This window comes from Chitinibacter fontanus (assembly GCF_013423785.1).
GTDB lineage: Bacteria > Pseudomonadota > Gammaproteobacteria > Burkholderiales > Chitinibacteraceae > Chitinibacter > Chitinibacter fontanus.
This window is the reverse complement of record NZ_CP058952.1, coordinates 2253670-2279466: the sequence shown is the minus strand read 5'-3', so window position 1 is coordinate 2279466 and position 25797 is coordinate 2253670. Positions and strand designations below refer to the sequence as shown.

Sequence of the window (25797 nt, the reverse complement as noted above, 5' to 3'; positions counted from 1 at the left end):
GTTTATTTTCCTAGCTTTGTGGCAAATTTGCCTCAGTGATTTTGCACCTGCAATACCGTTTAGCGAGAGCTAGTGCACAAAGCATTCAGCATGGGGTTTTCAACCCTAGCGCGATGATGTAAGGTTGAGCCCAGTCGCAAAATGTAGTCGCGAAAAAACCATAACAAAACAGGCCAAGTGTCTGGCGCCGTTAGAGCGCATGGAGGATGAGACAATGCAGCAACTCCTATCTGTAGTGATCCCCTGCTACAACGAAGAGGAAGTCATTGGTGAAACGCTCAAGCGTTTGCGCGATTTTCGCGCTACGGTGACAGACTTAGATGTGGAATTCATTTTTGTCGATGATGGCAGTAAAGATCGCACGCGCGAATTACTAACTGCGGCACAGCAAGCTAACCCAGAAATCCGCGTCGTTGGCTTTGCTCGTAATTTTGGTCACCAAACTGCCGTCACCGCCGGTATTGATGCCGCTAGCGGCGATGCAGTGGTACTGATCGACGCCGATTTGCAAGACCCACCCGAAGTCATTAGCGAAATGATCGCCTTGTGGCGCAATGGCTACCACGTCGTTTACGGTACTCGTGTGGATCGCCCCGGCGAATCAGCGTTCAAACTGGTAACTGCCCGCGCTTTTTATCGCGTACTCAATCGCCTATCTGACGTACCCATTCCGCTCGACACGGGCGACTTCCGCCTGATGGATCGCAAAGTAGTAAATGTGCTCAAAGGCATGCCAGAGCGTGATCGCTTTATCCGTGGCATGGTGAGCTGGGTGGGCTTCCGCCAGGTTGCACTCCCTTATCGTCGCGCCGAACGTTTTGCCGGTGAAAGCAAATATCCGCTGCGCAAAATGGTACGTTTCGCTACCGATGGCATTATGTCATTTTCGACCAAACCACTACGTTTGGCAGTAACGCTCGGTCTGATCTCGTCCTTTTTTGCCTTACTGGGCATTATCAATACCTTGGTCGTCCGTTTAACCACTGAGCACTGGGTGCCCGGTTGGGCTGAAATCATGGTAGCCATCTTATTCCTCGGTGGCGTGCAATTACTTTGTATTGGGATTTTGGGCGAATACGTTGGTCGCACCTACAACGAAATCAAGCGCCGACCACTCTATGTGGTACAAGACCGGCTTGGTTTTCCAGACGATCAGCAATAAATATTTAACCCAGCGCAGATTTCGCGCTGGGTTATTTTTTATGCAATACCCAGCTGGGTATTAACCTAAAACGCCAACTGATATTGACCTAAAAACCAATACCCTCGAAGAGTGCAGCATGCCCCCGTCGAAAGCCCTGCTGCGGAAAATCATTCCGCAGAGCATCTATTTGTGTTTTGCCGGTATTTTTTCAGTTTTCCTAGTGCTTGCTTGTTTTGTCGACGCATTCTGGAAAAGTGACACTTGGTTTTCCCGTGGCGATCTGGAAATGTTGGGTCCACAAAACCCATTGTGGCAATTAACTGGTATTGCCCTGTGGTTCTTGCTGTTATACGGTATCTGGCGCGGCGCACGTCGCCTTGAAACTAGCCGGCATCTGCGGCTGATTATTTTGGCACTGTTTGTGCTGCTCTTTGCTGTGATCAATGCATTTATCTGGCTGTTTCCAGTCCATGCCTACGATGATGCACTAGTCATACGCATCGTGGTTGATGATTTACTCCACGGTAATTTCATCGCATTCTTTGATACGATGAGCTTGGAAAATAAAGCCAAAAACTATCTGTATCTGTTTCCGCTGCAGGTGCCATTCACACTGTATACCTTCGCCATTCACAGTTTGATCGGCGACAGTTATACCTATACCCGCATTATTAATACCACGATTATCACCGCCTGCAGTTATACGATTTACCAAATCTACCTGCTGTGGCAGCGCAAAACGCATGATTTGTTTGCCGCATTTATTTGCGTAAGCTTTCTGCCATTTATTCTGCTGGGGGCATGGGTTTACAACGATTTCCCGGCTATTTTCCTCAGCTGCATCGCGATTTATTTTTTCACGCTCTGGCAGCAACAAGGCGGCAGACTGCCCATTATTTTGTGCTTGCTTGCCTTGGCATTTGCCAATTTATTTCGCCCCATCGGGCTGCTACTCACGCTTAGTTTTGGCTTGATTATCGTGTTGCGCTGGTTGAAAAATGGCCAATTCAAATCAGCCCTTTGGATCATTGTTGGCTTATTTATCGCGATCCAGTTACCCCATAAGCTGGTTAATGCCGCTTTAGCGCAGGCTGGCATTCCCACTTACAGCGGCTGGAGTACCACAGCACCCGCCCCCAAATGGATGTGGCTCAATATTGGCTATGACTACAAACGGCTTGGCGTGTGGTCGTATAACGAAGCCTACGCCACCTTTGTTAGCGAAGCGCCTATTAATGAAGAAGCAGTCAATACGCTCTTCAAGCAAGAAATCGCTAAAAAATGGCATGAAATTGGCCTAAGCGGCACGCTAAATCATTGGGCCAAAAAGACCTTTTGGCAATGGACAGAAGGCACTTATCAAGCTGTTTACTATGGGATTGGCGACCCGGCTCGCCCCGATTATTTCGCCTACCCGACATGGGCCAGCCAATACGCTCATGGGCCGCATGGAGAAGCTTTCCGCTACACCATTCGCAGGATGACGCAGTTGCAGAACTGGTTGTATTTGTTTACCGCCTGCAGTGTCGTGGCACTTGCATTGAGGCGCTTAAGCAAAGATGAACAGGCAGATTCATTAGATGAAACGGTGCTGCTCTTGGCCTGCTATACCCTGCTGGTATTTGGCATGTATATGCTGTGGGAATCAAAATCACGCTACCTCCTATCGAGCACGATTCCACTACTGCTGCTCGCCAGCTATGGACTACCGCAAATATTCACCCGTTTTGACGCCCTGCTAGCGCGATGGCCACATAATCCGCAGCTAGCTACTGTACTACCCGCAAATACCGTGATGCCCGCCGAAGAAGCAAATAACTAACCGGCACACAGGATGGAGAGACCTCAATGACACACAAGCACGGCCACTTTGATTATTTGGATGGCGTACGCGGTATCGCCGCTTTTTCTGTCACGCTCCATCATTTCTTTTATGCCTTTTTACCGGCGCTAATTTGGGGGGCTGCGGGCAATAAGGGGCTAATTTTTCCGCAGTTTGAAATGGCGGTCGCACAAACGCCGTTGAATTTATTGTGGAGCGGCGATTTTGCGGTGATGGTGTTTTTTGTAATGAGCGCCTTTGTGCTCACCTATCGTTTTTTCCGCGATCAGCACGACCCAAACTTTAGCCGTGTTAGCTTTTTAACGTCGGCAACGCTACGCCGTTACCCGCGTTTGGTACTACCGATTTTTGCCGCCTCGCTACTGGTGCTTGTGGTGATAAAAATGGGGGGCTTATTTCATCAGGCGGCAGCTCAATTTTCGCTATCTTTTGAATGGTTGGCTCTGCAATGGGATACCCCCAAGGCCAGTTTGCTGGATGTACTGCGCAATAGCTTTTTGGAAGTACCCTTTAAGCCCGAACCACGCTACAACAATGTGCTGTGGACAATCTGCATCGAGTTTTATGGCTCGCTGCTCGCCTTTGCAATGGTTGCCACACTAGGCCGTCAAAGTTGGCGTGCCTGGGCCTACCTTGCCCTGGGTTGGTATTTTGGCAACTCGCCCTATCTGTGCTTTGTGATGGGCGTCGCGCTGGCTGATTTTATCTACGCCCCCAGCGCGGCCAAAGCGTGCGCTTTCTTGAGCCGCCCTGCTACGTATTGGACTTTCGCCATCGCTGGCCTCTATTTGGGTAGCTTTCCCAAGGGCATCGACACTAGCCAGAACTTCTGGTTTAGCTGGCTATATTGGCTCGATGGCGGCGCAATGCCCAATGCGCAGTGGACGCACAATTGGGGTGCGCTATTTTTGCTGATCGCCGTGTTGCACGCGCCAAGCTGGCAAAGCAATTTGTCACGTCAACCGTGGCGCTGGTTGGGACGAATTTCGTTTTCGATGTATTTGATGCACGGCCTGTTTTTGGGCTCGATTTGCTCATGGCTGATCGTTAAGCTCGTACCGAGCATTGGCTACGCCGCAGCGTTTTTCATTACTTTGGCAGTGTACTTGTTCGCGATGTTCGGCTCTTCGCACCTCTTTGCCAGGTATATCGATGAAATCAGCGTCAAATTTAGCCGCCAGGCCTATACGTGGCTAGTTGGCAATAAACTGGATGCACTCGTGCCACGCTGGACTGCGCGCTGGCGCAACAGCTTGTTTGTGCGCCAAAGCTGGGCTTATTTGCTGTTTGCCATTGTCTTGCTGTATGTCCTACTCTACGCAGCTCTTAAACAATCGTGGTTTTCGCACAGCGGCTGGGACTCCTATATTTTACAGGCGCAAGCATGGTGGCAAGGCCGCACGATGCTGGCGCATGATTATCCTTATCTAGAATTGGCCATCTTCCACGGTCAGTATTATGTGAGTTTCCCGCCGATCCCGACGATTCCGCAATTTTTATTGTTCCCGTTTTTTGGGGAAGGCACGCCGAATCACTTTTTGAATTCCTGCTACACCATTTTAAGCTTTGCTCTACTGACGTACTGGTTTAACCCCGAGCTAAAACCCAAGGGCTTAGCCATTCCCTTAGCCGCTGTATTTGGCAGCAATCTGTTGGCGATTTCGCTCAATGGCGGGGTGTGGTTTCAAGCGCAGGTACTCGCGTATTTATTCACTACCGTGGCATTTTTCTTCGCAGTAAAGAGTGCCCAGCGCCCATGGGCGATGCATTTGGCTGCATTGAGTCTGGCGCTAGCCGTAGGCTGCCGCCCTTTTCAGTTGGTGTACTTTCCAGCCTTACTCTGGATTCTTGCTTATCACTTGGGTCACGTTGGCACTCAGCCACCCAAGGCTAAAACCAGCAATGGCCAAGAACAAGCCGAGCCACTGCAGCAGTTTTTACTCTTCCCACTACTGATTGGTGGGGCGCTGGCTTGGTATAACTGGCTGCGTTTTGGGAACCCGCTGGAATTTGGGCATAACTACCTGCCGGAATTCCAACGGGCAACGGAAGGACAATTTAGTTTGTCGTATATTCCACAAAATTTTATGCAAAGTTTGCGTCTGCCTAGTTTCACAGCGGAAGGCGGTTTAACGTTCCCGCGCACCGACGGGGTGATGTTTTTCTTGGTCAACCCGGTATTTTTGATCTTGGCACGTAAACTGGGCCAGCTCAAACGCGAGTTTTGGCAAGTCAACGGCTTGCTGTTCGGCGCCATTCTGTTACACATGCTATCCACTTGGAGCCATCGCACCATGGGCGGCTGGCAGTTTGGTAACCGCTATTTTGTCGATATGATTCCAGCGGTCGTGCTGTTGCTGTGGCTCAATCGCTGTAAATTTGACGGCAAAGACCTGATGCTGGCGCTATTCGGTATTGGGATCAATGTGTATGGTGCCCTGTGGTTGTATTTAAACTGGCCTTAAGAAAGAAAACCAATGCCTAAATTATTCAAACAGTTTCTCACCTTTGCGGCGGTTGGTCTGTGCGGCACAGGAATCCAATATTTGGTGCTATGGCTAGGTGTGACCTGGCACGGCAATAGTGCAGCGGTTAGCGCTTCGGCGATTGGCTATTTACTCGGCTCGGTGGCCAATTACTTGCTGAATTACTTTTTCACTTTTAAAGACCAGCATGGCCAAAAATCGCACCGCGAAGCGGCTGCCAAGTTTTATACCATTGCCGGTCTAGGCTGGCTGCTCAATACCGGCTTGATGTTCTTGCTGGTCAACTATTTGCGCATCACCCACTGGCCCGCTCAATTAATCACCACTGGGATTGGTTTGCTTTGGAATTTTGCTGGCAGCCGCTGGTGGGCCTTCAAGCACACAACACCACGTCCGCAAGCCGAATAAGAAAGGAATCACGATGTTATTTGCTGTAATTTATTTTGCCCTGCATCTGACCGCCTGGGGCTATGCAGCCCAAAAACTGTTTGCGGAGCATCCACAGTGGGTTCGCTTGGGCTCGGGTGGCGTGCTGGCCACAGTGGCATTGATGTGGGCACCAGTACCATTTGCTTTCTTTTGGCAATTTGGCTCACTCAGTCACGGGCTAGGATTGGCATTATCGTGTGGCTTAGCGGGCAGTATTTACGCCTTTGCGACGCCACTTCGCTGCAATACGGCTCTGAATTATCAGATGCGGCCCAAAACGCTGCTGTATCTGGGTTTGCCGCTGTTTTTACTAATGGCCTATCTGCTACACACGCATCTGATTTTGCCCACAGCAAATGGCTACGATGTTGGCCAATCGACGTTCGGCGATTTACAAATGCATATGGGCATGGTGACCTCGCTGGCGCGCCAGCAAGTATTCCCGCCTGATTACAGCATTTTGCCGGGGCATCGCCTGAGCTATCCGTTTTTGGTCAATCTCGTTTCGTCATCGCTGTATCAGATGGGTTTCTCGCTGCGTTGGGCGCTACTGCTGCCCTCGCTGCTGATGTGTGCAATGATTGTGTTCAGCTTTATCCTGCTCGCGTTTGAGGTGAGCAAAGACAAACGCGCGACGCAACTTGCAATGCTGCTGTTTTTCTTTAACGGCGGCTTGGGCTTTATTTATTTTTTTGGCTGGCACGAATACACCTTCACGCAAATTCTGACCGAGTTCTACAAAACGCCGACCAATTACAACGAGATGAATATCCGCTGGTCGAACGTGATCGCCGATATGATTATCCCGCAGCGCACGACAATGGCGGGTTGGTCAGTTGCGCTGTTTGCGCTGTGGGCGCTGCTGCGCTTCACCCGAATCGGTAGCCGCGCAGACAAACGTGGCTGGGGTATGCTAGCAGGAGCCTTGGTAGGATTGCTGCCAATGATCCATACCCACTCATTTATGGCGATTGGCCTGATTTCACTCGGCTGGCTCGGGGTGGATTTAGTTTTGCGCCGTAAAGCTTTCGTACAAGTCATCATCGATTGGTGCTGGTACGGCCTGCCTGCAATTGCGCTGGCGATTGGCCAGTTGGTGTACTGGACTTTCCCACAGGCGACCGCTGGCGGTGGATTTGTCCATTTCCACCTGAACTGGGTCAACAAGCTCGAAATCGACCCCTACTTCTGGTTCTACCTGAAGAATATGGGCGTCGTGTACGTGGGCTGGCTGATGGGTTTGGCGCTACTGGCGCGCAGCACATGGCGCGAAAAACTGGCAGCCGCGGCCGACGCAGGTGAAGGCCACTTACTCGATCAAAACTTGGCGCTGTTGCAACTGGGTCCGCTGGCGATTTACATCGTCGCCGAGCTCGTGATTTTCCAGCCCAATTTATACGACAACAACAAGCTGTTTTACATCTGGTATGTGTTCGCCACGATCACCGCCGCGTGCGTGATCATCAGCGCCTATCGCGTGTTGAAAGCACGCCAGCGTTATTTGGCGGCGGCCAATTTACTAGTGTTTAGCATCGCGATTGGCTGCGTTGCTGGCGTGCTGACCTTGGCGCGTGAATGGGTCTCGACCTACACCGCGTACAACCCCGCGCACGTCGCTGCGGCGCAGTTTATTGATCAGAATACGCCGACTGACGCGATGTTTGTCACCGCCGACAATCACAACAACACCGTCGCGGCACTCACCGGCCGCAATATCGTCGTCGGCACGGATACCTACTTATTCTTCCACGGCCTCAACACCGCGCAGCGCCACGAAGACGTGAAAAAAATCTATCAAAGCCCAGCCGAGCGGCCCGCGCTGATCGCCCAACACAAGGTCGATTACATCTACGTCAGCGATTTCGAGCGCAACAGCTACCCCGAGATGGCAAGCCTGTTTGGTCAATATCCGGTGATTTTTGATAATGGGCAGGTGCAGGTGCTGGCGGTATCGGCACGAGCGCAGGCGTATCGGAAGTAATTTGCCATCCAATAAAAAGGCCGCAATAGCGGCCTTTTTATTGTGTTAACGGATAAGACATTTGAATATCTAGCAGCCCACCCGCCAAATACCCACTCATGTATTAGCCTTAACCTCAATGTTAGATTCTTCTTCCGCCATATACCCTACCATCTTGGCTTTCAACCTCGCCCAGCAGCCCTTCACCCCATATTGCAGTAATGGTCGCTCGAAGCAGTAGGTGATCAGGCTGGCGACGATGATGGATGCGATGAACGCAACAAAGAACATCGTCCAGCGCCAAGTGGGGTCGTCGGTGGGCGTTGGCGTTGCGGCGCTCCACCAGCCGTGTTCTTTGATGACACGGGCGATCACTTGGTGCCAGATGTACAGGTTGTACGAAATCAGCGATAAAAAGGTCAGCGCGCGATTGGCGAGGATGGTGCGGAAGATTTCATGCGCGTAGGTCGCCGCCACCGTCAATACGATCAGCACAAAGCAGAAAAACAGCCGATGTTGCGATTGCCAGATTGGGTAGGAATCAGGCTCAAAGCGGATTTGGTATAGATCGTTAAACAGCAGCAGCATCGTTAGCAGCGTGAGCGCAACGATGACGCCCATGCCCGACTTTACTGCGTTGAGCACACTCTGGCCTTGTTCTCGCACCCATACCAACAAATACGCCGTCAACATGCCGCCAGCAAATAGGTCAAGAAAACCCGGCAATTGATTATTCAGATTGGTAAATTCACCGATCGGCAAGGTGCGCGTCCAGTGGCGATAAATCAAGGCCACCGCGCACATCAGCGCAAAAACCAGCCACGGCTTACGCCGGAAACCCCATGCCAGCAGCGGGAAAATCACATAAAACTGCACTTCAACGCCCAGCGACCAAAATACACCATTGATACTGCCGTGGGTGTCCGGAAACAGATTATGGACAAAGCCCAAGTGCATCAGAATGTCGGTCCAATAGCCACGTTGCCCGCTGGTCGGGTACATGTCGGGCAGTAGCACCAGCAGCAAAATCATTGCCAGCCAGTACGACGGTAAAATCTTGATTGCGCGGCGGTAGGTGTAGTGGGCAATGCTCGGCAAGCTGCCTTTGCCCAGCATCACTTTGGCGTGCGGATAGGCTAGACAAAATGCACTTAAAAAGAAAAATAATTCAACACCGAGCGCGCCAGCGTACTGAATCATTTCAAAATTGATCGCTCCGCCCGTCAACGGCACAGGGATCACCCACCAAGTTATTTGCCAGTAGTGAAACAGCACGACCAGCAAAATTGCCAAGCCGCGCAGGCCATCGACAATTGCAATATGCTGCGCCGCACTCGTCGGCGCGTGCGGGTTTTCTAGGATGGGCGAGCTCATTATGCGGCACCCTTCACGTCATCTTTAGAGCCATCTTTGGAGATGACATTTCTGCGCATCAGTACCATGGCCAAGCCCATTCCGATCACCGACAGCACCAGCGTTGACCCAACCAGCATCAGCCATGGCGCGGCTTTGCCTTGTGCGGCGGGGCTCAATGCCGCGGTGACGTTCTCGGTTTTAGCTTGCGAGCGCGGCATTTCGAGTACTTTGGCACCAGCTGGGATCTCAGCAACTTTTTCTAAGCTCACCGCATCAAACCACGCCTCACCCTGGTTTTCATTGCCAAAATGGCCTAAGCCGAGCAGCAGCTGAATTTCTTTCGCATCATTCGATTTGATATACACCTGACGCAATTGCCAGTTACCATCGGAGCGTACTGTCTCGCTCACGTCGTACACCCCTTCGACACCAATCACAGCAGCCAACTTGTCGGGATTAGCACCACGTGCTTTGACCTTGGCTTGGAATAAATACGTTTGATTAGGCTCTACTGCTATGGTTTTATTCACGCGCACATGATTGGGTTTATTACTGCTTAAATGCAGCACCTGCTGACCATCGGCAGCACTGACGACCTCAACCGTGGCGGTCGAGATATTGGGCTGCCACGCGGTTAAGGTCCAATCACTAGGTAGCGCCGTGCCGCTCTCGAATGATTCATTCACCAGCGCTTGATTGGTTGATGATTGCGCCTCTTGGGCGTGGGCGGCTGACAGCGCCACGCTTAGGCTAACAGCCAATACGGTTTGACGTAACATTTTCACACTCCATCCATGGTGGCTCTAACGGCCTTGCGGGTAGCACGCTGATCTATTTGTATTAGTTCGTCAATGTACCAAAGCCGCGTAGACTAAGCACCAACCTTGTCAGACTTGATGTAGACAGGTATCAGGTATAATCGGCCAAATGCAATGTCGATCACACTGCGGCGCCTGCTGCACCGCCCCTTCCATCTCCAGCCCGATTCCCGGCATGCCCAACGGCAAGCCCGCGGGCGTGCCTTGCGTGCAGCTCGATGAAGCATTGCGCTGCAAAATCTTCAATCATCCCGACCGCCCTGCCGTGTGCGCGGGGCTGCAACCGAATATTGAAATGTGCGGGGAAACTAGGACTCAGGCGATGTTTTATTTGGCAGAACTTGAGAATGCGACTGCACCAAAGACCTTTAAGTAGCCAAAAGGCGCATCATGATTATGAAAACAAAATTAACCCGCGTTTTTCTAAAATGTCTAGCGTTAATTAGCTTTGTGTTTACGTTGCTATCGGGGTACCTGCTGCTTTATCAATATACTCAGGGGGAGCATGTGTTCTTTCGAGTTTGTCGCTCGAATAGTGCGGATTGCTTCGCTTTTGACTCCACAATTGTGACGACGATTTGCATTGGATCTTTTTTATTGAGCATGGGTTTATTTTTTTCAACAGTGAAGAAATAAATTCCAACTTTCTGCAAAAAAACCAATTTGGTATTGCCCGATCAGAGAGGAATACAAGCAATGGAACACCTGCTGCGCGACATGCAAACCAGCAAAACCGACCACGACTCGCTCACTAAGCTAACAGCATTAGTTGATGCGCTGCGCCCAAGTAAGGCAGACGATCATGTGACGGCGGTGAATAATGCGCGGGCTTTGTGTTATTTGCTGGAGCAACATCCTGAGTATCGCGCCGCTTTGCGCTGTGAATTTTTTTCATTGCTCGATAATACTCGGCAGGTGAACCTATATACCGAAACCGGCATCTTGCTTAATGAGAGCTTTATGACGGCGGTAAAACGTCGCATTGGTGCCAAACTGTTACCCCCCACGATCAACGAAGCACACTTCAGCGATTTATTGGGGGTAATCTTCCACAAGCGAAGTGATTACTTATGGCTAGAGGCAATCCCCCACGAGGTATGGTATGAAATTGGCCATGCCCTACACATGGAAGAAGTCGCCCCCAACGAGCTCCCGCCACATATTCGCCTGCAGCAACTTGAAGCGATCCAAGTCTTATCATGCCGTATTTCGGCGATTGGCCTTGAGCCGGAGGTCATCCGTAACCACCCGGATGTAGAGCGGTTTGAATCGCCCTTTGTTCGACTCAATGCCGAAGTCCTCAATTACATCGAGAAATATCGGCATGATCTGACCACTCGTACTAAGCCCGAGGAAGACCACAGCCATTTGCTGGTTTTGTTAGAGCAATGTGAAGTCATCATGGGCAAGGTGTGGAAATATGCGTCGAAAAACGGCGCCTCGGTCAGCCTGACCTACCACCTGCTGCGCTTAAAACAGCATATTGACCGGATGAAATTGCTGTTTGAATTAGTCGACCCGAGTGCGCCACAAGGCGAAGCACTGATTCGGTTGTTTTTATCTCTGGTCAAGGCTGAAAACCGCAAAAATAGTGTCGGCGATGTTTTCCGTGAAAACACCGAATTGCTGGCGCTACAAATTACTGAACATGCCAGCCATACCGGCGAGCATTACACCAGCGAATCTCGGCGTGAATGGCTAGACATGTTTCGCTCTGCGGCTGGCGCGGGCATCGTGGTCGGCTTTATGGCGCTGATCAAAATTCTGGTGGCGAAGGCACATTTGCCCCTGCTGCTAGAAGCTATGGCATTTAGCCTAAATTACGCGATTGGTTTTATGCTCATCCACCTGATGCATTGCACGATTGCGACCAAACAACCGGCCATGACTGCAGCACGGATTGCTGCAGCCTTGCCCGCACCGGGCAGTAAAAACCTCGAAGGGTATAGCAATCTGGTCGAACTGATCGTTAAAGTAGTTCGTACCCAATTTATTGCGATTTTGGGTAACGTCTTGCTCGCCATGCCAGTGGCACTGGGGATCGCTTGGCTGTGGTGGGATCGCTTGGGCGAGCACGTGGTTGGCCCCGAAAAGGCCACCCACTTAATGCATGATTTACTTCCAATTTCCGGCATGGGGATTCCACATGCAGCCATTGCAGGTGTCTGCCTATTTCTGGCAGGGCTGATTTCGGGTTATTACGACAATAAAGCGCTGTATAACAAAATCCCTGAACGTATCGCCGCCTTGCCCATTTTACGCAAAACAATCGGTGACTACCGCAGCCAAAAAGTGGGCGAATACATCGAGCATAATTTGGGGGCGCTAGCCGGGAATTTCTATTTTGGCTTTATGCTTGGCTGCATTGGCACCATAGGGATTTTACTGGGTCTGCCCATTGATATTCGCCACATTACCTTTTCTGCCGCCAATTTCTCGTACGCACTAGCAGCCAATGATTTCTATTTGCCTCTGTGGAGCGTGATTTGGGGTTTGACTGGTATTGCACTGATCGGTGCGACCAATTTGATTACCAGTTTTGTACTAGCGCTATGGGTAGCACTACGCTCCCGTAAACGTCGTCTGGCTGAACTGCGACCAATTATTGGCCTGCTCTGGGCGCGTTTTTGCTTGCGCCCAATCGATTTTATTATTGCCCCTAAAGTGATTCCCGAGAAAACCAATGACTGACTCTGCGCTGATTGCACCCGAAACTCTAAACCAGATTTGTGATGCCCTCGCAGGGCCGGGCTGGATCGTTTTGCCCAATTTTTTAAGCGCCGCGACAGTGGGTGAGCTGCACCAATTGGCGCAGCAGCGCCGAGATCAATTTAACCGAGCCGGGGTCGGCCGCGAAGCGGGTCATCAGGTTCGCAATGATATTCGTGGCGACTCGGTACTGTGGGTTGAGCACGATGATGCGGCCATGCTCAACGCCAATGCGCGTATGGCGGCCTTACAGCAACAGCTTAATCGTGACCTTTACCTAGGCCTCATCGAGCTGGAATGGCATTTTGCTAGCTATCCTGCCGGCGCGTTTTATCAACGCCACCTCGACCAGCACCGTGAGCAAGACACTCGAGTGGTTACCGTGGTGCAGTATCTCAACCCAAGCTGGGAAGCTAGCGATGGTGGGCAATTGCGTATTTATCTAGATGATGCGCAATCAGTAGATATCACTCCCTACGGCGGCACCCTAGTCGTATTTATGTCGAATCGTTTTGAGCATGAGGTATTACCAGCCACCCGCGAGCGGGTATCACTCACCGGTTGGTATCGCCGCCGCAGCCTGTAGCACGCAGCTGCCGATTAAATATGCACTAAGGCACAGAATAATCGGCTCACACAGCGTAAACTGCGCTGCGACTCGCTTTAGTTTGTATAAGGATCTGTCATGCGCGTAACAACTATCTTGCTTTCCGCTATATTGACCAGCAGCATGTTGCTCACAGGCTGCATCACAGCTGACTCAGCCAATGTATACAAAAAAGGTGAATTAAAGCAGTTAGCCAGCGCACGAGCAGGTGTAATTGAAAATCTGCGTGATGTGCAGATGGACGATAGCAGTACCGGTGTTGGCTCTATCGCTGGCGCCGTCATTGGCGGGGTGGCGGCTTCGTCCAACATAGGCAAAGGCACCGGCGCCGTCATCAGCGGGGTGCTGGGCTCGATACTCGGTGGCATGCTGGGTAATAAAGTAGAAACCAGCATTACCCGCAAACCAGCCAAAGAGTTAACCATTCTGATGCAGGATAACGGGCAGCGTGTAGTGGTGGTACAGGATGCGGATGTTAATTTCGTCGTAGGTCAACATGTGGATGTCATCACCGATGGGCATACCGCGCGCGTTGTACCTACGGCCAACAAACCCGCAACCAAGGCCGGAACCTCACTTTAAAAGGTTAGGCGTATTGCTCTGTAGCTTAATTAAATAGCAACCTGCAGAGCAATACCCATCAATACCCCAAGCGCTGACAAATCGTAGAAACGGCAGCTGCTGAATTGAGGGTATAAAAATGCAAGCCAGGCGCCCCCGCGTCAAGTAAGCGATCGGCCAGCTCGGTCACCACATCCAAACCAAAAGCACGAATCGAAGCACTGTCATCACCAAAACCCTGCAAGCGCAAACGTAGCCAGCGTGGAATTTCTGCACCGCACATATCCGAAAAACGCTGTAACTGGCTGTAGTTTTGAATCGGCATAATGCCAGGCACAATCGGTATTTGCACACCGCGCGCCTGCGCTTCATCCACAAAACGGAAATAAGCATCCGCATTGAAAAAATACTGCGTAATCGCCGAGTCGGCCCCGGCACGCACCTTGCGCACAAAATGCGCTAAATCTGCTTCAGCGCTCACCGATTGCGGATGAAACTCGGGATAAGCTGCTACTTCGATATGAAACCAATCACCAAACTCGCTACGCAAAAAGCTGACTAATTCATTGGCATGACGAAACTCGCCAAGATCAACCATACCCGATGGAATATCCCCGCGTAGCGCCACAATATGCCGAATACCATGGTCTTTGTATTGCTGCACAATGGCGCGAATGCTATCGCGCGTCGCCCCAATACAGGACAAATGCGGCGCAGCAGCGAACCCGGCTTCACGAATGGCGAGTACCGCACGTAACGTTCCTTCTTGTGTGGTGCCCCCGGCTCCAAAAGTCACCGAAAAAAACTCGGGTTTAAATTGCGCTAATTGCTGGCGAGCTGCCGCCAATTTTGCGGCCCCTTCTGGTGTTTTAGGCGGGAAAAATTCGAAACTAATTGGGCGTAGTGCGGACTTCATCAGGCATAACTTTCGTTGATTTAATGCATGAATATTACCGCACAAAAAACATTAAAATCATGAATTATTCTCATAAAACACAATAATACTTTTCACACCAGTAAGCATAAATTCTTTTTCGCAACAAGGGTTTGCAGCACAATTGTTTTTGTAAGCTATTTGTCTTACTATCGAAACGCTGAGCAAATCAGCAACAATGAAGCGGCCATAGACCGCCGCGCCTAAAACAAATTGGTTGGAGACAAAAGATGACTCAACGCACCATGATGCGCCGTACCCGTATTGCAGCCGTAATCGGTGGACTGCTACTTGCAGCCAGCGTGAGCGCAGCAACTTGGCAAGAAGGCAACACTTATTCTGCAGGCACTACCGTTGATTACAACGGCAAAACCTACACCGCACTGGTTACTCACACTGCCTACGTGGGCGCTAACTGGAATCCGGCTAGCACGCCTACGCTGTGGAAAGAAACCGGCACTAGCAGCAGCACTCCAACACCGACAACTGCTCCAACCACAGCCCCAACAGCTACGCCAGTCAGCACCAATGCGCCAACAGCCACTCCAGTTATCACAGCAAAACCAACTACAGCGCCAACGACAGCACCGACAGCTACTCCCGTTTCTGGCGTACCAGCTTGGAGCAGCAGTGCCGTTTACAATGGTGGCGAACGAGTTAGCTACAATGGCGGTGTGTATGAAGCGAAATGGTGGACTCAAAACAATGTTCCGGGCGCGGATCAATGGGGTCCATGGAAACTAATCAGCGGCACAGTGGCAACGCCAACACCGACTGCAGTACCAACCCCAACTAGCGTACCAACTGCATCACCAGTTCCAACCGTATCCCCAGTACCGACTGCCACACCAGTTGTGACCGCCACACCAACTCCAGCGCCAACGGCAACACCGTGCGCAAGCAACTGCCCAACCTTGCCAAAACACGCTGTGGTTGGCTACTGGCACAATTTTGATAATGGTTCAGGCGTGATTCGCCTCAAAGACGTGCCTGATGAGTATGACATCATCAATGTATCATTTGCTGAAGGTGACCCTTGGACCAAAGGCAAAGCGGTCTTCACTTTGGATAAATTGTTTAACGAGGCGGATTTCCTTGCCGACATAAAACTCAAACAAGCTGCGGGCAAAAAAGTCCAAGTTTCCCTGGGCGGTGCTAACGGTGTGATCGTGCTCGATAGTGCTGCAGCACGTGATGCATTCATTGCATCAATGGGTGACATCATTGCCAAATATGGTTTTGACGGTATCGACATCGACATCGAAAACAACTTATCAATTGGTGCGGGCGAAGACTTCCGTAACCCAACCACGCCACAAGTTGTGAACCTGGTAGCAGGCGTTAAAGCACTGAAACAGCGCTTTGGCGGCAGCTTCAGTGTGACCATGGCACCAGAAGTGGCTTATGTGCAAGGTGGCTACGGCGTGGCGGGCGGCATCTGGGGTGGCTACCTTGGCATCATTCACGGCTTGCGCAACGAATTGACTATGCTGCACGTACAGCACTACAACACAGGCGGCATTTCAGGCAAGGATGACAAAACCTACAACCAAGGCACTATCGACTTCCAGGTTGCAATGACTGATATGCTGCTGACGGGTTTCAATGTGGGCCGTGATGCTAACAAATTCTTCCCACCACTGCGTCCAGACCAAGTTGGTATTGGCTTGCCATCAACAGCTGCTGCCGCCCCATCTGGCGGTTATCTGTCAGTAGCGGACACGCAAAAAGCGCTTGATTGCCTGATGAAACTGCAAAACTGCGGCTCGTACAAACCGCTAGTAGCGCAGCCTGATCTGCGTGGCGTGATGACATGGTCGATTAACTGGGATAAAACCAGCGGCTATAGTTTTGCCAAAGGCCACAAAGCGTACCTGAATACTTATCCAAAATAAGTAGCTAAATACGGTAATTCAAACAAAAGCCCCTGCATGCAGGGGCTTTTTACTGCATACACATATCGCAGCTCGGTTACTGCTTAACCATCCGTGATGGTGCTGAGTATTTAGCATACAAATTTGCCGTCGTATAACTGACCACGACTAGCACCACCTGAATGAGCGCCAAATAGCGCCCAACCCCTTGCTCGGCATAAGCGCGCATAATTCCTTCCAGCAACCATAACAATACAAACATCGTGTACCACTGAAAGGTATAGCGTTTACCATGCAATAAGCCACGCAGAGGCAACAACATAATCAAAGCCTTGGCCGCCAGCCACGAGCCACCAGGGTATAGCGGTGAAAGCCACAGTTCCCATAGCATAGTGAGCAATACCATCAGTAAAACAGAGGCAACGGTAATCCATTGCCATAAAGGTAAATGTTTAGCCGTCAAAGTCATCACTGTGCCTCACGCAATTGCAACGCAATCTGCGCCAATCGCTTTCCCTGCGCCAGACAAAGCTGGCGTTCTGCCTCAGAAATAGCCTGAGTCGAATCAGTACCAGCCCAATGGCTTGGGCCATAAGGCGTGCCACCAGTGGTAGTCGAGAGTAAAGCGGCTTCCGAATAAGGAGTCCCCACAATCACCATGCCATGATGTAACAAGGGCAACATCATGGTGAGCAAAGTAGATTCATTGCCGCCGTGTAAAGTACCCGAGCTGGTAAACACAGAGGCAGGTTTACCAATTAATGTGCCGTCTAACCACTGTGCGATGGTTGAATCCCAAAAATACTTCATCGGCGCAGCCATATTGCCAAATCGAGTAGGGCTACCCAGTGCTAAACCGGCACACTCGCGCAAATCACTAAGCTCAACATAGGGCGCACCGGCATCAGGAATTGCACTTTCAATCGCTTCACAGACGGTTGAGATGCGCGGTACAGTCCGCAAGCGTGCTCCAACCCCTGCAACTGATTCTGCACCACGGGCAATTAGCTGGGCCATCTGGCGTGTTGCGCCATGCGTGGAGTAATACAACACCAATATTTCTGTCATCACCAGGCTCACTCAAAGTTTGCGGTATTATAAAGGGATTCAAGCTTAATCATGCGATCATGTCGGATACCTCTTCCCTGCCGCTTTGGCGCCGTGTCATTGGTTTTTCCCGTTTTGTTGGGCGTAGGCTCTATGCTGATCGCTGCCTTGAAACAGCAGGCAGTTTAACGTACACCACCCTGCTTGCCGTGGTACCGCTATTCACCATCGCATTAACGGTCATTTCTGCCTTTCCCATGTTCAGTGGAATCAGCAGCAAGTTTCGTGGGTTTATCATTACTAATTTAGTGCCGGATGCGGCAGGAAAAGTGGTTGGCGTTTATATGCGGCAATTTGCCGACAATGCAGACCGACTTACCGCTTTTGGCATGATTGGTTTGCTCGCAACCGCAATTTTGCTGATGATGACTATTGAAAAGTCAGTCAATAACATTTGGCGGGTACGCCGCCAGCGCAAGCTACTTTCCAGAACTCTCACATATTGGGCCACTCTCACTCTTGCGCCACTTTTGATTGGCCTAAGCCTTTCACTAACCAACTGGTTATCGAATCAGGCTGGTGATTTGACTGGTTTTGGCATCGATTTTATTAAAATCGGCCCGATGATGCTGGTGATTGGTACTTTGAGCTTGCTCTATCTGGCATTGCCAAATTGCTTTGTACCACGGCAGCATGCCCTTACTGCGGCACTCATCACGGGGGTATTTCTCGAGTTAATGAAATGGTTATTTGCGCTGTATTTAAAACAGTTTGGCACCTACAAACTGGTATATGGCGCATTTGCCAGCTTTCCTATTTTCCTACTGTGGCTCTATGTTTGCTGGGTTATTGTGCTCGGTGGCGCAGTTATATCGGCCACATTGTCGTATTGGCACAATGATGGATGGCAGTGGGATGATCACCATGGCACCCGCTTTGAGCAAGCCATGCGCATTCTGAGCGAATTAGCGCTCGCTCATCGAGAGTCTTATATTCTGCATATCAATGAACTACGCAAGCGCGTAGGTTTGGGGGTCGATGCTACGCAATATTTATTAGATCAGATGGCAGAACGTGGCTGGGTTGAGTCAAACCGTGATGGGGAATGGTTTTTAGCGGGCAGTTCAAACAATATTATGCTCAATCAAGTATTTGAGCTAATAGTAAGCCCCTTAAGTAGCGATGAAAAAAGCGGCCTAGCGCCCCATATGGAGCAAGCCAAGGCCGCTTTAGCAATCAGTTTGGCAGATTATTTGACCACTTCACATCCTGCTGATAGCGCCGCATCGATGGCCGTTTCTGGCAACTCACCAATATAAGCCTGACCGAGCTGTCGCAGAAGGATAAACTTAATGCGGCCAGCATCAACTTTTTTATCCTGCGCCATCAGGGCTTTGTATTGTTCAGCACCTAGATTGGGCGATATAACAGGTAAACGCGCTTTTTCTAGTAATTTGATTACACGCTGCACATCTTCTGCAGATAAATGATCTAATGCTGCAGATGCATAGGCCGCTAAAACCATACCTGCCGCTACCGCCTCGCCGTGCAGCCACGCTCCGTAGCCTAATCCCGCTTCGATTGCATGCCCAAATGTATGCCCAAGATTTAACAATGCACGCTGGCCAGTTTCTTTTTCATCGGCGGCTACGATTCTGGCTTTATTTTCACAACAGCGTCGAATAGCTTCAGCCAACAACGTTTCATCCCGCGCCATTAATGCATCAATGTGTGTTTCGAGCCATTGCAGGAATTCTAGATCATCAATCAGACCGTATTTAATCACTTCAGCCATTCCGGCGGAGAATTCACGGTCAGGTAGCGTTTTTAATGTATCCAAGTCTGCAAGCACTAATTTGGGCTGATAAAACGCCCCAATCATGTTTTTGCCTAGAGGATGATTAATCGCAGTTTTCCCGCCTACTGATGAATCCACTTGTGCAAGCAAGGTGGTCGGAATTTGAATAAATGGCACACCACGCTGGTAAATAGCAGCAGCAAAACCCGTCATATCCCCAATAACGCCGCCACCTAGTGCAATAAGTGTGGTTTTGCGTTCAGCTCGCTCAGTGAGCAGCGCATCCATAATTAAATTGAGGGATTCCCAAGTTTTAAATTGTTCTCCATCAGGCAATACAATTTCCTGACAGCTAATCCCTTGCGCCTGCAATGCAAAAACTAGTTGAGATAAATACAGCGGAGCTACAGTGGTATTGGTAACTATCGCAACCCGCGGTTGGCGCAAATGCTGACCTATTGCAGTTGCTGTCGCGAGCAAATTTTTACCAATCAAAATATCGTAAGGTGCGTGATCGATATCAACGCGAACCACATGGGTGTTCATGTTTTACGTTCCAGTTCTTTAAGGAGCAGTTGCAGCAGTGAATTAACGCTTTGTTGACTTGTATCCATAACAAGATCAGCCACTTCACGGTAAAGTGGATCGCGAATGGCAAACAATTCACTCAAACGTGCCTTCGGATCTGCCGTTTGTAGCAGCGGGCGGTTCTTATCATGGCAAGTCCGCTGATATAGCTCTTCAGGCGTCGCACACAGATAGATCACATAGCCATGACGGCGAAGTGCTGCACGATTGAGCGGATTTAGTACCGCACCACCACCTGTAGCTAATACGATATTTTTCAGCTGCGTTAACTCTGTAATAGCCTCTGCCTCGCGCTGCCGAAAACCGTTCTCGCCCTCAAGTTCAAAAATGGTTGGAATGCGTGCACCAGTTTTCGCCTCAATTTCATGATCAGAATCATAAAATGTTTTACCCGCGGCTTTTGCTAAAGCACGACCGACCGTCGTTTTGCCGGCTCCCATTAGGCCGACTAAAAAAAAATTGCCTGGCATTTTCATACCAGGCATTTTACTTGAATCTACGCAGCTTAGCGATGCTAGCTCACCAAGCTTTAACAATTAGCGCAATGTAAGATCAGACTGTAACACGCGTGGTGTTAAGAAGATAAGTAACTCACGTTTAGCTTTTGCTGTAGAACGGTTTTTAAACAAATTGCCCATTACAGGAATATCACCAAGCAATGGCACCTGAGTAACTGTATTCGTTGTATCTTCGATATAAATACCACCAATCACCACAGTGCCACCATTCTCAACCAAGACCTTGGTTTTAATTTGTTTTGTGTTAATTGCTGGCCCACTTAAGGTGTTTTCACCACGGCTGTCTTTGTTAACAGCCACATCCATAAACACATTACCGTCAGGAGTAATCTGTGGAGTCACTTTCAAGGACAAAGTCGCTTTTTTGAATGAAACTGAAGTAGCACCATTTTGTGATGATTCAGAATATGGAATCTCTTGACCATCTTCAATCACCGCCTCAACTTGGTCTGCAGTTACCAACCGTGGACTTGAGACAATTTTACCCTTGCCATCTTGTTCCAAGGCCGACAGTTCTAGACCAAGAAGACCATCAGAGCCTGCCAAGAGCATGGCAATCGATCCTGGATTGAAACCACCAATAGCCGCTGCGGGCAAATTAACAGAAGGGGTATTTCCCGACAATGCTGGTCCAGGGTATGTATCTGCTTTTGGTAAGCCAGTGACAGGGTCAGTAACTGCAATCGGGTAATTTTTAGTTGTTAGGCCACCGCTAGCTCCAGCCAAGTCGCCTCGTCCATTATAGATCCCGTGGAATTTAACACCCAAATTGCGGCTAAAGCCATCTTCAGCTTCAACAATCCGTGCCTCAATCATAACTTGGCGTACAGGAATGTCAGTTTTTGCGATCAGTTCACGAATTTGTTCCAGCTTAGATGGTATATCCTGAACAATAACTTGATTGGTCCGTGGAACAATTACAGCACTACCACGAGGAGAGAGTAACTTTTGTTTCTCATCAGTAAGTACCAATTTCATATCATCTGCTTTGGTATATTTCAAAGCAAAGTACTCAGTACGAGTAGGCTCCAACTCAGCAATTTGCTTTTTAGATTCAAGCTCTTGCTTTTCCTTAGATGCCAATTCATCTCGTGGAGCAATCCACATTACATTACCTGATTTGCGCTGATCCAGACCTTTAGCTTGCAAAATAATATCCAAGGCTTGATCCCAAGGCACATCTTTCAAACGCAAAGTGAGGGCACCATTCACTGTATCGCTAGTAATAATATTAAGCCCAGTGAATTCTGCAATCACTTGTAATACCGTACGAATCTCTACACTCTGAAAATTGAGTGACAGTTTTTCACCTTTGTAATTAGGCTTTGACTGTACAGTTTTTGTTTTCTCGCTAGCGTCTCGGACCTCAACCACGAAGCGATTTTCGGTCTGATAAGCTGAATACTCCCAGTTGCCTTTTGGCTCGATCAGCATTTTTACTGAGTCACCTTGGCTGAAGGTATCGACTTTTTGAATTGGCGTACCAAAATCCGAAACATCTAAACTCCGTTCAAGATTTTTGGCCAAGGCAACTTTTGAAAATTCGACTAATAATTTTTTACCTTGCTGGCGAATATCAATACCAACATTTGAACTTGATAAATCAATAACCACTTTGCCTTCACCGGAGGTACCGCGCCGAAAATCAATATCTTGAATCCCCTCACGTTTGCCAGATGGCTTTGCCTCTGCAAATTTTGCATTACTTGCAACAGGTACAGCACCTTTAGCCGTTGACATGGCGGCAGCCCCATCGACAGTCACCAGTAATGCGTTATTTTCAATTTTAGTTTCATAAGAAGCTGGTTTTTGCAAGTTAAAAACCAAGCGTGTTCGGCCAGTTCCTTCTGCAACATTTATTAGACGGAGAGCTGCGCCATTCACTTGGACTGAATTTTTTCCAGCCTGATTTGTCGTGTTGGCAAAATCAAATGCAATTCTTGGCGGGGTATTAACTGCAAAGCTAGTCGGCGTTGGTGGTACACCATTAAAACTGATTTTCACCACCTGCTTCTCGGCACTAACATTACTAACATCAATCGCTGTAATGCTAGAGCTATCAACAGCCAACGCAAAGGGGGTTAGCAAGAGAAACACTGCTTGTGAGGCCAAGGTCATTATTGTCTTCATTTTCATTTCTTTTGCTCCGCATCATCTAAGCTAAGAGTCGTTGTCCGCTCAACCCAATCACCACCACTGTCTTCTACAATTTCTTTGAGGGTGATCTCTGTCTCTGAAACGCTGGTAACCATACCGAAGTCTTGCCCCATATAGCTACCAACCTTAACTCGGTAAAGATTGCCATCAGGAGCCTTTACTAAGGCCTGAATTATTTTCCCTTGCTGAAGCGTTCCAACCATTCTTAGCTTCTCAAGATCGTAGTTTTCAAGAACTTCTTTAACACGGTTCGTATTGGGTGCAATTCCGCTACCGCCAGCTTTCTTCGCCAATTCCATTTTACTTGGCCTAAAAGGATCCGGTAACACAAATGCATCATAAGTGAACGGCTGGTAAGGCTTCACCTCAGGCAAAGGCTCGACACGGCCACGCAAGCCTTCAGATTGTTCATTCATCCAAGCCTTTAGATCACTATTTTTTTCACTTAAACACCCCGTTAATGCTAAGGATGTCAAGCTCAGCAAGATCCATCTTTTCATTATTTATCTCCGGATAGAATCATTACTGTCTTTTCTTCTTGCGAGCCTCAAGCTCAGCCTGCCGAATGGCTTGTTGCTCAGCTTCGTCAAGCGCGCGATACGTTTTGATCGTAGCTTCCATATTAAGCAAGGCTGGATCTTTAGGCACGGAGAGCTTTATATCACTTAAGGTAACGATACGAGATAGCTGAGCTACGTCGCTCACGAATGCAGAAAGATCATGATAAGAACCAGTCACTTTAATCTGAATTGGCATTTCAGCAAATTCAGCTGTTTTTAGTTCACTACCAGGTTTGAACAACTCAAACAATAGACCACGACCAACTCCAGCCTGATTAATTTCGGTCAGCAATGTTTCCATTTCAGATTTATTGGGTAATTGCTTTAACAAGGCACCAAACGACTGCTGAATCTCGAGCAGCTGTTGCCGATAAGCCTCGAGATTAATGGCTTTCTTCTTTTTATCCAAAAATTCCTGTTTTAGCTGCTCTTCTTTTTGAGCTCCAACATCCAATTCGTCGAACTGAGGTTGCCAAAAATAAAAAACTCCTGCCGCCACAACTGCAGCCATGACTATAACCATAGCCCCCAGTTGAACGACTATCGGCCAATTACCAGCGTCTTTAGGATCTAGATTCTTCAGCTCATCAAATGTAATTGCCATTTTTATTTCCCCTGTTTCGCAACATTTGACGCATCAGAAACAGCTCGAGTTACCTTGATATTCAAGGTAAAATCCGACAGTCGTTGATTACCAACACTAGCAGCTTTTGCCTCAATCAATAGTGGCTGCTCGAATATCGGAGAATCGTTCAAATTTCGCATCAGGGTGGAAACACGCGCATTTGATTGAGCGAATCCATTTAAAACTAGCAAATCATCAGTCTGTTTTACGTCTTTGAGATAAACGCCTTCAGGAACTTGCCTAGTTAGTTGATCAAGCAAATGAACAACTTCCGTTCTATTTGACTGCAGGCGTTCGACAATCTGTTTGCGATCAAGCAATGCTTGTTTCTCAGCCTTTAACTTCTCGATCTCGGCTATTTCCTTATCCAGTTTTGCGTTTTCTGCAGCTAAAAATTCATTACGTTCATTTTGAGATTCGATACGCGCAGAAAGTAATAAATATCCAGCAATCACAATGCCACATGCGGTCAAGAACGAAAACGACAACATGCCAACGAACCGGCGCTGACGTGCGATTCTTTTCTCTTGCCGATGAGGCAATAAGTTAATTCTTATCATACTGGGTCAAACCTCCGCATAGCCAATCCGCACGCAATCAATAGCGAAGGCGCATCAAGTTGTATTTGCTTCCCACGCACCTTCCCAGTAGACATACTAAAGAAAGGGTTAGCCCTCATAGTGCTAGCAACCTGAGTGCGACTAGAAACCACTTCATCCAAACCGTGAATTACACTGCAGCCACCTGCCAGCAAAATATGATCTACAGTAGTGTAGTTGCTCGATGTATAGAAAAATTGCAGTGACCGTGAGATTTCAAGCGCCAATGTATCCATAAATGGTTGCAATACATCTGGCTCATAATTATCCGGCAAACCACCTTGGCGCTTGGCCTGCTCAGCTTCCTCAGATGACATATTAAATTTACGCTGAATTTCTTGTGTCAATTGATTCCCAGCGTAGGCTTGATCGCGGCTGTAAATTGACTGCCCATCCTTAAAAATATTCATGTGCATCGCAGTTGCACCAATATCAACAACTGCCACAATCTGATTTTCGCCAGCATTAGGCAGTTGCGGCCGCATTAACTCAAATGCTGCCTGAGTTGCGTAGGACTCCACATCTAGCACCGAGGCTTTTAGACCTGCTTCCTCGATCGCAGCAACACGCTCTTCAACTTTGCTTTTTTTTGCTGCTGCAATCAAAACCTCTTCCTCATCTGGATTATTAGCGGCAAAACCTAGCACCTGAAAATCCAAATTCACCTCATCCAATGAAAATGGGATGTACTGATTTGCTTCTGTTTCAACTTGCATCTCAAGGTCGCGCTCATTCATCCCAGCAGCCACCAAAATCTTTTTGGTAATTACTGCAGATGCGGGTAGTGCAATTGCAACATTCTTAATCTTGCTACCAAGCTGCTTCCAAGCACGCTGCACTGCTTCTGCAACAGCATCCGGATTGGTAATATTACTATCGGTAACCGCATCCTTGGGTAGTGGCTCAATTACATAGCGATCCAAGCTAAAATTGCGCCCCGTCTGGCTCAGCTCAACCATTTTTACAGCGGAAGCGCTGATGTCCACTCCGATCAGTGGTGGTGCTGATGGCTTTAAAAAATCGAGGTTCAACGCAATAGCCCCCTTATATGTAATTCGAAAAATGCTATCAGCGTACACATTACAGTGTAAAGAAAGGCTTTTAGCCACATCGCTTTTTGCAACAAAGCGCCAATCCAAGTACATTAATACCTTAGCTTGAACTTTATAAACAAACGATCGCAA

General features: G+C 49.0%; 23 protein-coding genes. 11 read left to right on the top strand and 12 right to left on the bottom strand.

The window, feature by feature from the left end:
• Nucleotides 1–214 precede the first annotated feature (214 nt).
• The 5 genes from HZU75_RS10805 (at nucleotide 215) to HZU75_RS10785 (ending at nucleotide 7883) form a co-directional block, all read left to right on the top strand.
• The gene (locus tag HZU75_RS10805; protein ID WP_180306071.1) at nucleotides 215–1162 is read left to right on the top strand and encodes a glycosyltransferase family 2 protein; all 948 of its coding nucleotides are present in this window, start codon (nucleotides 215–217) and stop codon (nucleotides 1160–1162) included.
• Between the two features lie 118 nt (nucleotides 1163–1280).
• Entirely contained in the window at nucleotides 1281–2966 is a 1686-nt protein-coding gene (locus tag HZU75_RS10800) for a glycosyltransferase family protein (protein ID WP_180306070.1), read from the top strand.
• 26 nt (nucleotides 2967–2992) lie between these two features.
• Nucleotides 2993–5452: an acyltransferase family protein gene (locus HZU75_RS10795; RefSeq protein WP_180306069.1), complete on the top strand. Its 2460-nt coding sequence runs from the start codon at nucleotides 2993–2995 to the stop codon at nucleotides 5450–5452.
• Nucleotides 5453–5464: 12 nt separating this feature from the next.
• Nucleotides 5465–5881 carry a GtrA family protein gene (locus tag HZU75_RS10790; RefSeq protein WP_180306068.1) on the top strand — a complete coding sequence of 139 codons (417 nt, stop codon included), beginning with the start codon at nucleotides 5465–5467 and terminating at the stop codon, nucleotides 5879–5881.
• 13 nt (nucleotides 5882–5894) lie between these two features.
• Nucleotides 5895–7883 carry a hypothetical protein gene (locus tag HZU75_RS10785; protein WP_180306067.1) on the top strand — a complete coding sequence of 663 codons (1989 nt, stop codon included), beginning with the start codon at nucleotides 5895–5897 and terminating at the stop codon, nucleotides 7881–7883.
• Nucleotides 7884–7979: 96 nt separating this feature from the next.
• On the opposite strand, the gene HZU75_RS10780 is transcribed toward HZU75_RS10785, so the two are convergent.
• Nucleotides 7980–9236, bottom strand: a complete 1257-nt coding sequence (locus HZU75_RS10780; protein ID WP_180306066.1) for an acyltransferase family protein — start codon at nucleotides 9234–9236, stop codon at nucleotides 7980–7982.
• Nucleotides 9236–9997, bottom strand: a complete 762-nt coding sequence (locus tag HZU75_RS10775; protein WP_180306065.1) for a carbohydrate binding domain-containing protein — start codon at nucleotides 9995–9997, stop codon at nucleotides 9236–9238. Before HZU75_RS10775 ends, HZU75_RS10780 begins: the two co-directional genes overlap by 1 nt.
• A 148-nt stretch (nucleotides 9998–10145) precedes the next feature.
• Between HZU75_RS10775 and HZU75_RS10770 the strand changes: the two genes are divergently transcribed.
• The 4 genes from HZU75_RS10770 to HZU75_RS10755 all read left to right on the top strand — a co-directional run bounded on the left by HZU75_RS10770 (nucleotide 10146) and on the right by HZU75_RS10755 (nucleotide 13934).
• On the top strand, nucleotides 10146–10412 hold the full coding sequence (locus tag HZU75_RS10770; protein ID WP_180306064.1) for a YkgJ family cysteine cluster protein: 267 nt from the start codon (nucleotides 10146–10148) through the stop codon (nucleotides 10410–10412).
• A 320-nt stretch (nucleotides 10413–10732) separates the two neighbouring features.
• Nucleotides 10733–12727, top strand: a complete 1995-nt coding sequence (locus HZU75_RS10765) for a site-specific recombinase (RefSeq protein WP_180306063.1) — start codon at nucleotides 10733–10735, stop codon at nucleotides 12725–12727.
• Nucleotides 12720–13331, top strand: coding sequence for a 2OG-Fe(II) oxygenase (locus tag HZU75_RS10760; protein ID WP_180306062.1), 612 nt, complete (start codon nucleotides 12720–12722; stop codon nucleotides 13329–13331). Before HZU75_RS10765 ends, HZU75_RS10760 begins: the two co-directional genes overlap by 8 nt.
• A 99-nt stretch (nucleotides 13332–13430) precedes the next feature.
• Nucleotides 13431–13934, top strand: a complete 504-nt coding sequence (locus HZU75_RS10755; protein WP_228028028.1) for an outer membrane lipoprotein — start codon at nucleotides 13431–13433, stop codon at nucleotides 13932–13934.
• A gap of 58 nt (nucleotides 13935–13992) precedes the next feature.
• Here the strand turns inward: HZU75_RS10755 and metF are convergent, their stop codons facing one another.
• Complete coding sequence (gene metF / locus HZU75_RS10750; RefSeq protein ID WP_180306061.1) at nucleotides 13993–14829, bottom strand: methylenetetrahydrofolate reductase [NAD(P)H]; 837 nt, start codon at nucleotides 14827–14829, stop codon at nucleotides 13993–13995.
• 248 nt (nucleotides 14830–15077) lie between these two features.
• Here metF and HZU75_RS10745 point away from each other — a divergent pair, with 248 nt between their 5' ends.
• On the top strand, nucleotides 15078–16742 hold the full coding sequence (locus HZU75_RS10745) for a chitinase (RefSeq protein WP_228028027.1): 1665 nt from the start codon (nucleotides 15078–15080) through the stop codon (nucleotides 16740–16742).
• A gap of 76 nt (nucleotides 16743–16818) precedes the next feature.
• Here HZU75_RS10745 and HZU75_RS10740 read toward each other — a convergent pair whose 3' ends face one another.
• Both HZU75_RS10740 and wrbA read right to left on the bottom strand, forming a co-directional pair.
• Entirely contained in the window at nucleotides 16819–17190 is a 372-nt protein-coding gene (locus tag HZU75_RS10740; protein ID WP_180306060.1) for a DUF2069 domain-containing protein, read from the bottom strand.
• Nucleotides 17190–17789, bottom strand: coding sequence for an NAD(P)H:quinone oxidoreductase (wrbA, locus tag HZU75_RS10735; RefSeq protein WP_180306059.1), 600 nt, complete (start codon nucleotides 17787–17789; stop codon nucleotides 17190–17192). The genes HZU75_RS10740 and wrbA overlap by 1 nt, the downstream gene beginning before the upstream one ends.
• Before the next feature lie 59 nt (nucleotides 17790–17848).
• Between wrbA and HZU75_RS10730 the strand changes: the two genes are divergently transcribed.
• A complete protein-coding gene (locus tag HZU75_RS10730; protein WP_180306058.1) occupies nucleotides 17849–19087 on the top strand; it encodes a YihY family inner membrane protein in 1239 nt (412 codons plus the stop codon).
• Here HZU75_RS10730 and aroB read toward each other — a convergent pair.
• Genes aroB through HZU75_RS10695 form a run of 7 tightly spaced genes read right to left on the bottom strand, consistent with a single transcriptional unit; the run spans nucleotide 19018 to nucleotide 25644 of the window.
• On the bottom strand, nucleotides 19018–20112 hold the full coding sequence (aroB, locus tag HZU75_RS10725) for a 3-dehydroquinate synthase (protein WP_180306057.1): 1095 nt from the start codon (nucleotides 20110–20112) through the stop codon (nucleotides 19018–19020). The genes HZU75_RS10730 and aroB overlap by 70 nt on opposite strands.
• On the bottom strand, nucleotides 20109–20639 hold the full coding sequence (locus HZU75_RS10720) for a shikimate kinase (RefSeq protein ID WP_180306056.1): 531 nt from the start codon (nucleotides 20637–20639) through the stop codon (nucleotides 20109–20111). The genes aroB and HZU75_RS10720 overlap by 4 nt, the downstream gene beginning before the upstream one ends.
• A gap of 51 nt (nucleotides 20640–20690) precedes the next feature.
• Nucleotides 20691–22808: a type IV pilus secretin PilQ gene (locus HZU75_RS10715; RefSeq protein ID WP_180306055.1), complete on the bottom strand. Its 2118-nt coding sequence runs from the start codon at nucleotides 22806–22808 to the stop codon at nucleotides 20691–20693.
• On the bottom strand, nucleotides 22805–23329 hold the full coding sequence (locus HZU75_RS10710; RefSeq protein WP_180306054.1) for a pilus assembly protein PilP: 525 nt from the start codon (nucleotides 23327–23329) through the stop codon (nucleotides 22805–22807). The genes HZU75_RS10715 and HZU75_RS10710 overlap by 4 nt, the downstream gene beginning before the upstream one ends.
• Before the next feature lie 22 nt (nucleotides 23330–23351).
• Nucleotides 23352–23993, bottom strand: a complete 642-nt coding sequence (locus HZU75_RS10705) for a type IV pilus inner membrane component PilO (RefSeq protein ID WP_228028026.1) — start codon at nucleotides 23991–23993, stop codon at nucleotides 23352–23354.
• Between the two features lie 2 nt (nucleotides 23994–23995).
• On the bottom strand, nucleotides 23996–24574 hold the full coding sequence (locus HZU75_RS10700) for a PilN domain-containing protein (protein ID WP_180306053.1): 579 nt from the start codon (nucleotides 24572–24574) through the stop codon (nucleotides 23996–23998).
• Nucleotides 24571–25644, bottom strand: a complete 1074-nt coding sequence (locus HZU75_RS10695; RefSeq protein ID WP_228028025.1) for a pilus assembly protein PilM — start codon at nucleotides 25642–25644, stop codon at nucleotides 24571–24573. Before HZU75_RS10695 ends, HZU75_RS10700 begins: the two co-directional genes overlap by 4 nt.
• Nucleotides 25645–25797: the final 153 nt, after the last annotated feature.

Coding starts and splice junctions, on each gene's coding strand:
- HZU75_RS10805 (WP_180306071.1), top strand. CDS start 215: ATGCAGCAACTCCTATCTGTAGTGATCCCCTGCTACAACGAAGAGGAA.
- HZU75_RS10800 (WP_180306070.1), top strand. CDS start 1,281: ATGCCCCCGTCGAAAGCCCTGCTGCGGAAAATCATTCCGCAGAGCATC.
- HZU75_RS10795 (WP_180306069.1), top strand. CDS start 2,993: ATGACACACAAGCACGGCCACTTTGATTATTTGGATGGCGTACGCGGT.
- HZU75_RS10790 (WP_180306068.1), top strand. CDS start 5,465: ATGCCTAAATTATTCAAACAGTTTCTCACCTTTGCGGCGGTTGGTCTG.
- HZU75_RS10785 (WP_180306067.1), top strand. CDS start 5,895: ATGTTATTTGCTGTAATTTATTTTGCCCTGCATCTGACCGCCTGGGGC.
- HZU75_RS10780 (WP_180306066.1), bottom strand. CDS start 9,236: ATGAGCTCGCCCATCCTAGAAAACCCGCACGCGCCGACGAGTGCGGCG.
- HZU75_RS10775 (WP_180306065.1), bottom strand. CDS start 9,997: ATGTTACGTCAAACCGTATTGGCTGTTAGCCTAAGCGTGGCGCTGTCA.
- HZU75_RS10770 (WP_180306064.1), top strand. CDS start 10,146: ATGCAATGTCGATCACACTGCGGCGCCTGCTGCACCGCCCCTTCCATC.
- HZU75_RS10765 (WP_180306063.1), top strand. CDS start 10,733: ATGGAACACCTGCTGCGCGACATGCAAACCAGCAAAACCGACCACGAC.
- HZU75_RS10760 (WP_180306062.1), top strand. CDS start 12,720: ATGACTGACTCTGCGCTGATTGCACCCGAAACTCTAAACCAGATTTGT.
- HZU75_RS10755 (WP_228028028.1), top strand. CDS start 13,431: ATGCGCGTAACAACTATCTTGCTTTCCGCTATATTGACCAGCAGCATG.
- metF (WP_180306061.1), bottom strand. CDS start 14,829: ATGAAGTCCGCACTACGCCCAATTAGTTTCGAATTTTTCCCGCCTAAA.
- HZU75_RS10745 (WP_228028027.1), top strand. CDS start 15,078: ATGACTCAACGCACCATGATGCGCCGTACCCGTATTGCAGCCGTAATC.
- HZU75_RS10740 (WP_180306060.1), bottom strand. CDS start 17,190: ATGACTTTGACGGCTAAACATTTACCTTTATGGCAATGGATTACCGTT.
- wrbA (WP_180306059.1), bottom strand. CDS start 17,789: ATGACAGAAATATTGGTGTTGTATTACTCCACGCATGGCGCAACACGC.
- HZU75_RS10730 (WP_180306058.1), top strand. CDS start 17,849: ATGTCGGATACCTCTTCCCTGCCGCTTTGGCGCCGTGTCATTGGTTTT.
- aroB (WP_180306057.1), bottom strand. CDS start 20,112: ATGAACACCCATGTGGTTCGCGTTGATATCGATCACGCACCTTACGAT.
- HZU75_RS10720 (WP_180306056.1), bottom strand. CDS start 20,639: ATGCCTGGTATGAAAATGCCAGGCAATTTTTTTTTAGTCGGCCTAATG.
- HZU75_RS10715 (WP_180306055.1), bottom strand. CDS start 22,808: ATGAAAATGAAGACAATAATGACCTTGGCCTCACAAGCAGTGTTTCTC.
- HZU75_RS10710 (WP_180306054.1), bottom strand. CDS start 23,329: ATGAAAAGATGGATCTTGCTGAGCTTGACATCCTTAGCATTAACGGGG.
- HZU75_RS10705 (WP_228028026.1), bottom strand. CDS start 23,993: ATGGCAATTACATTTGATGAGCTGAAGAATCTAGATCCTAAAGACGCT.
- HZU75_RS10700 (WP_180306053.1), bottom strand. CDS start 24,574: ATGATAAGAATTAACTTATTGCCTCATCGGCAAGAGAAAAGAATCGCA.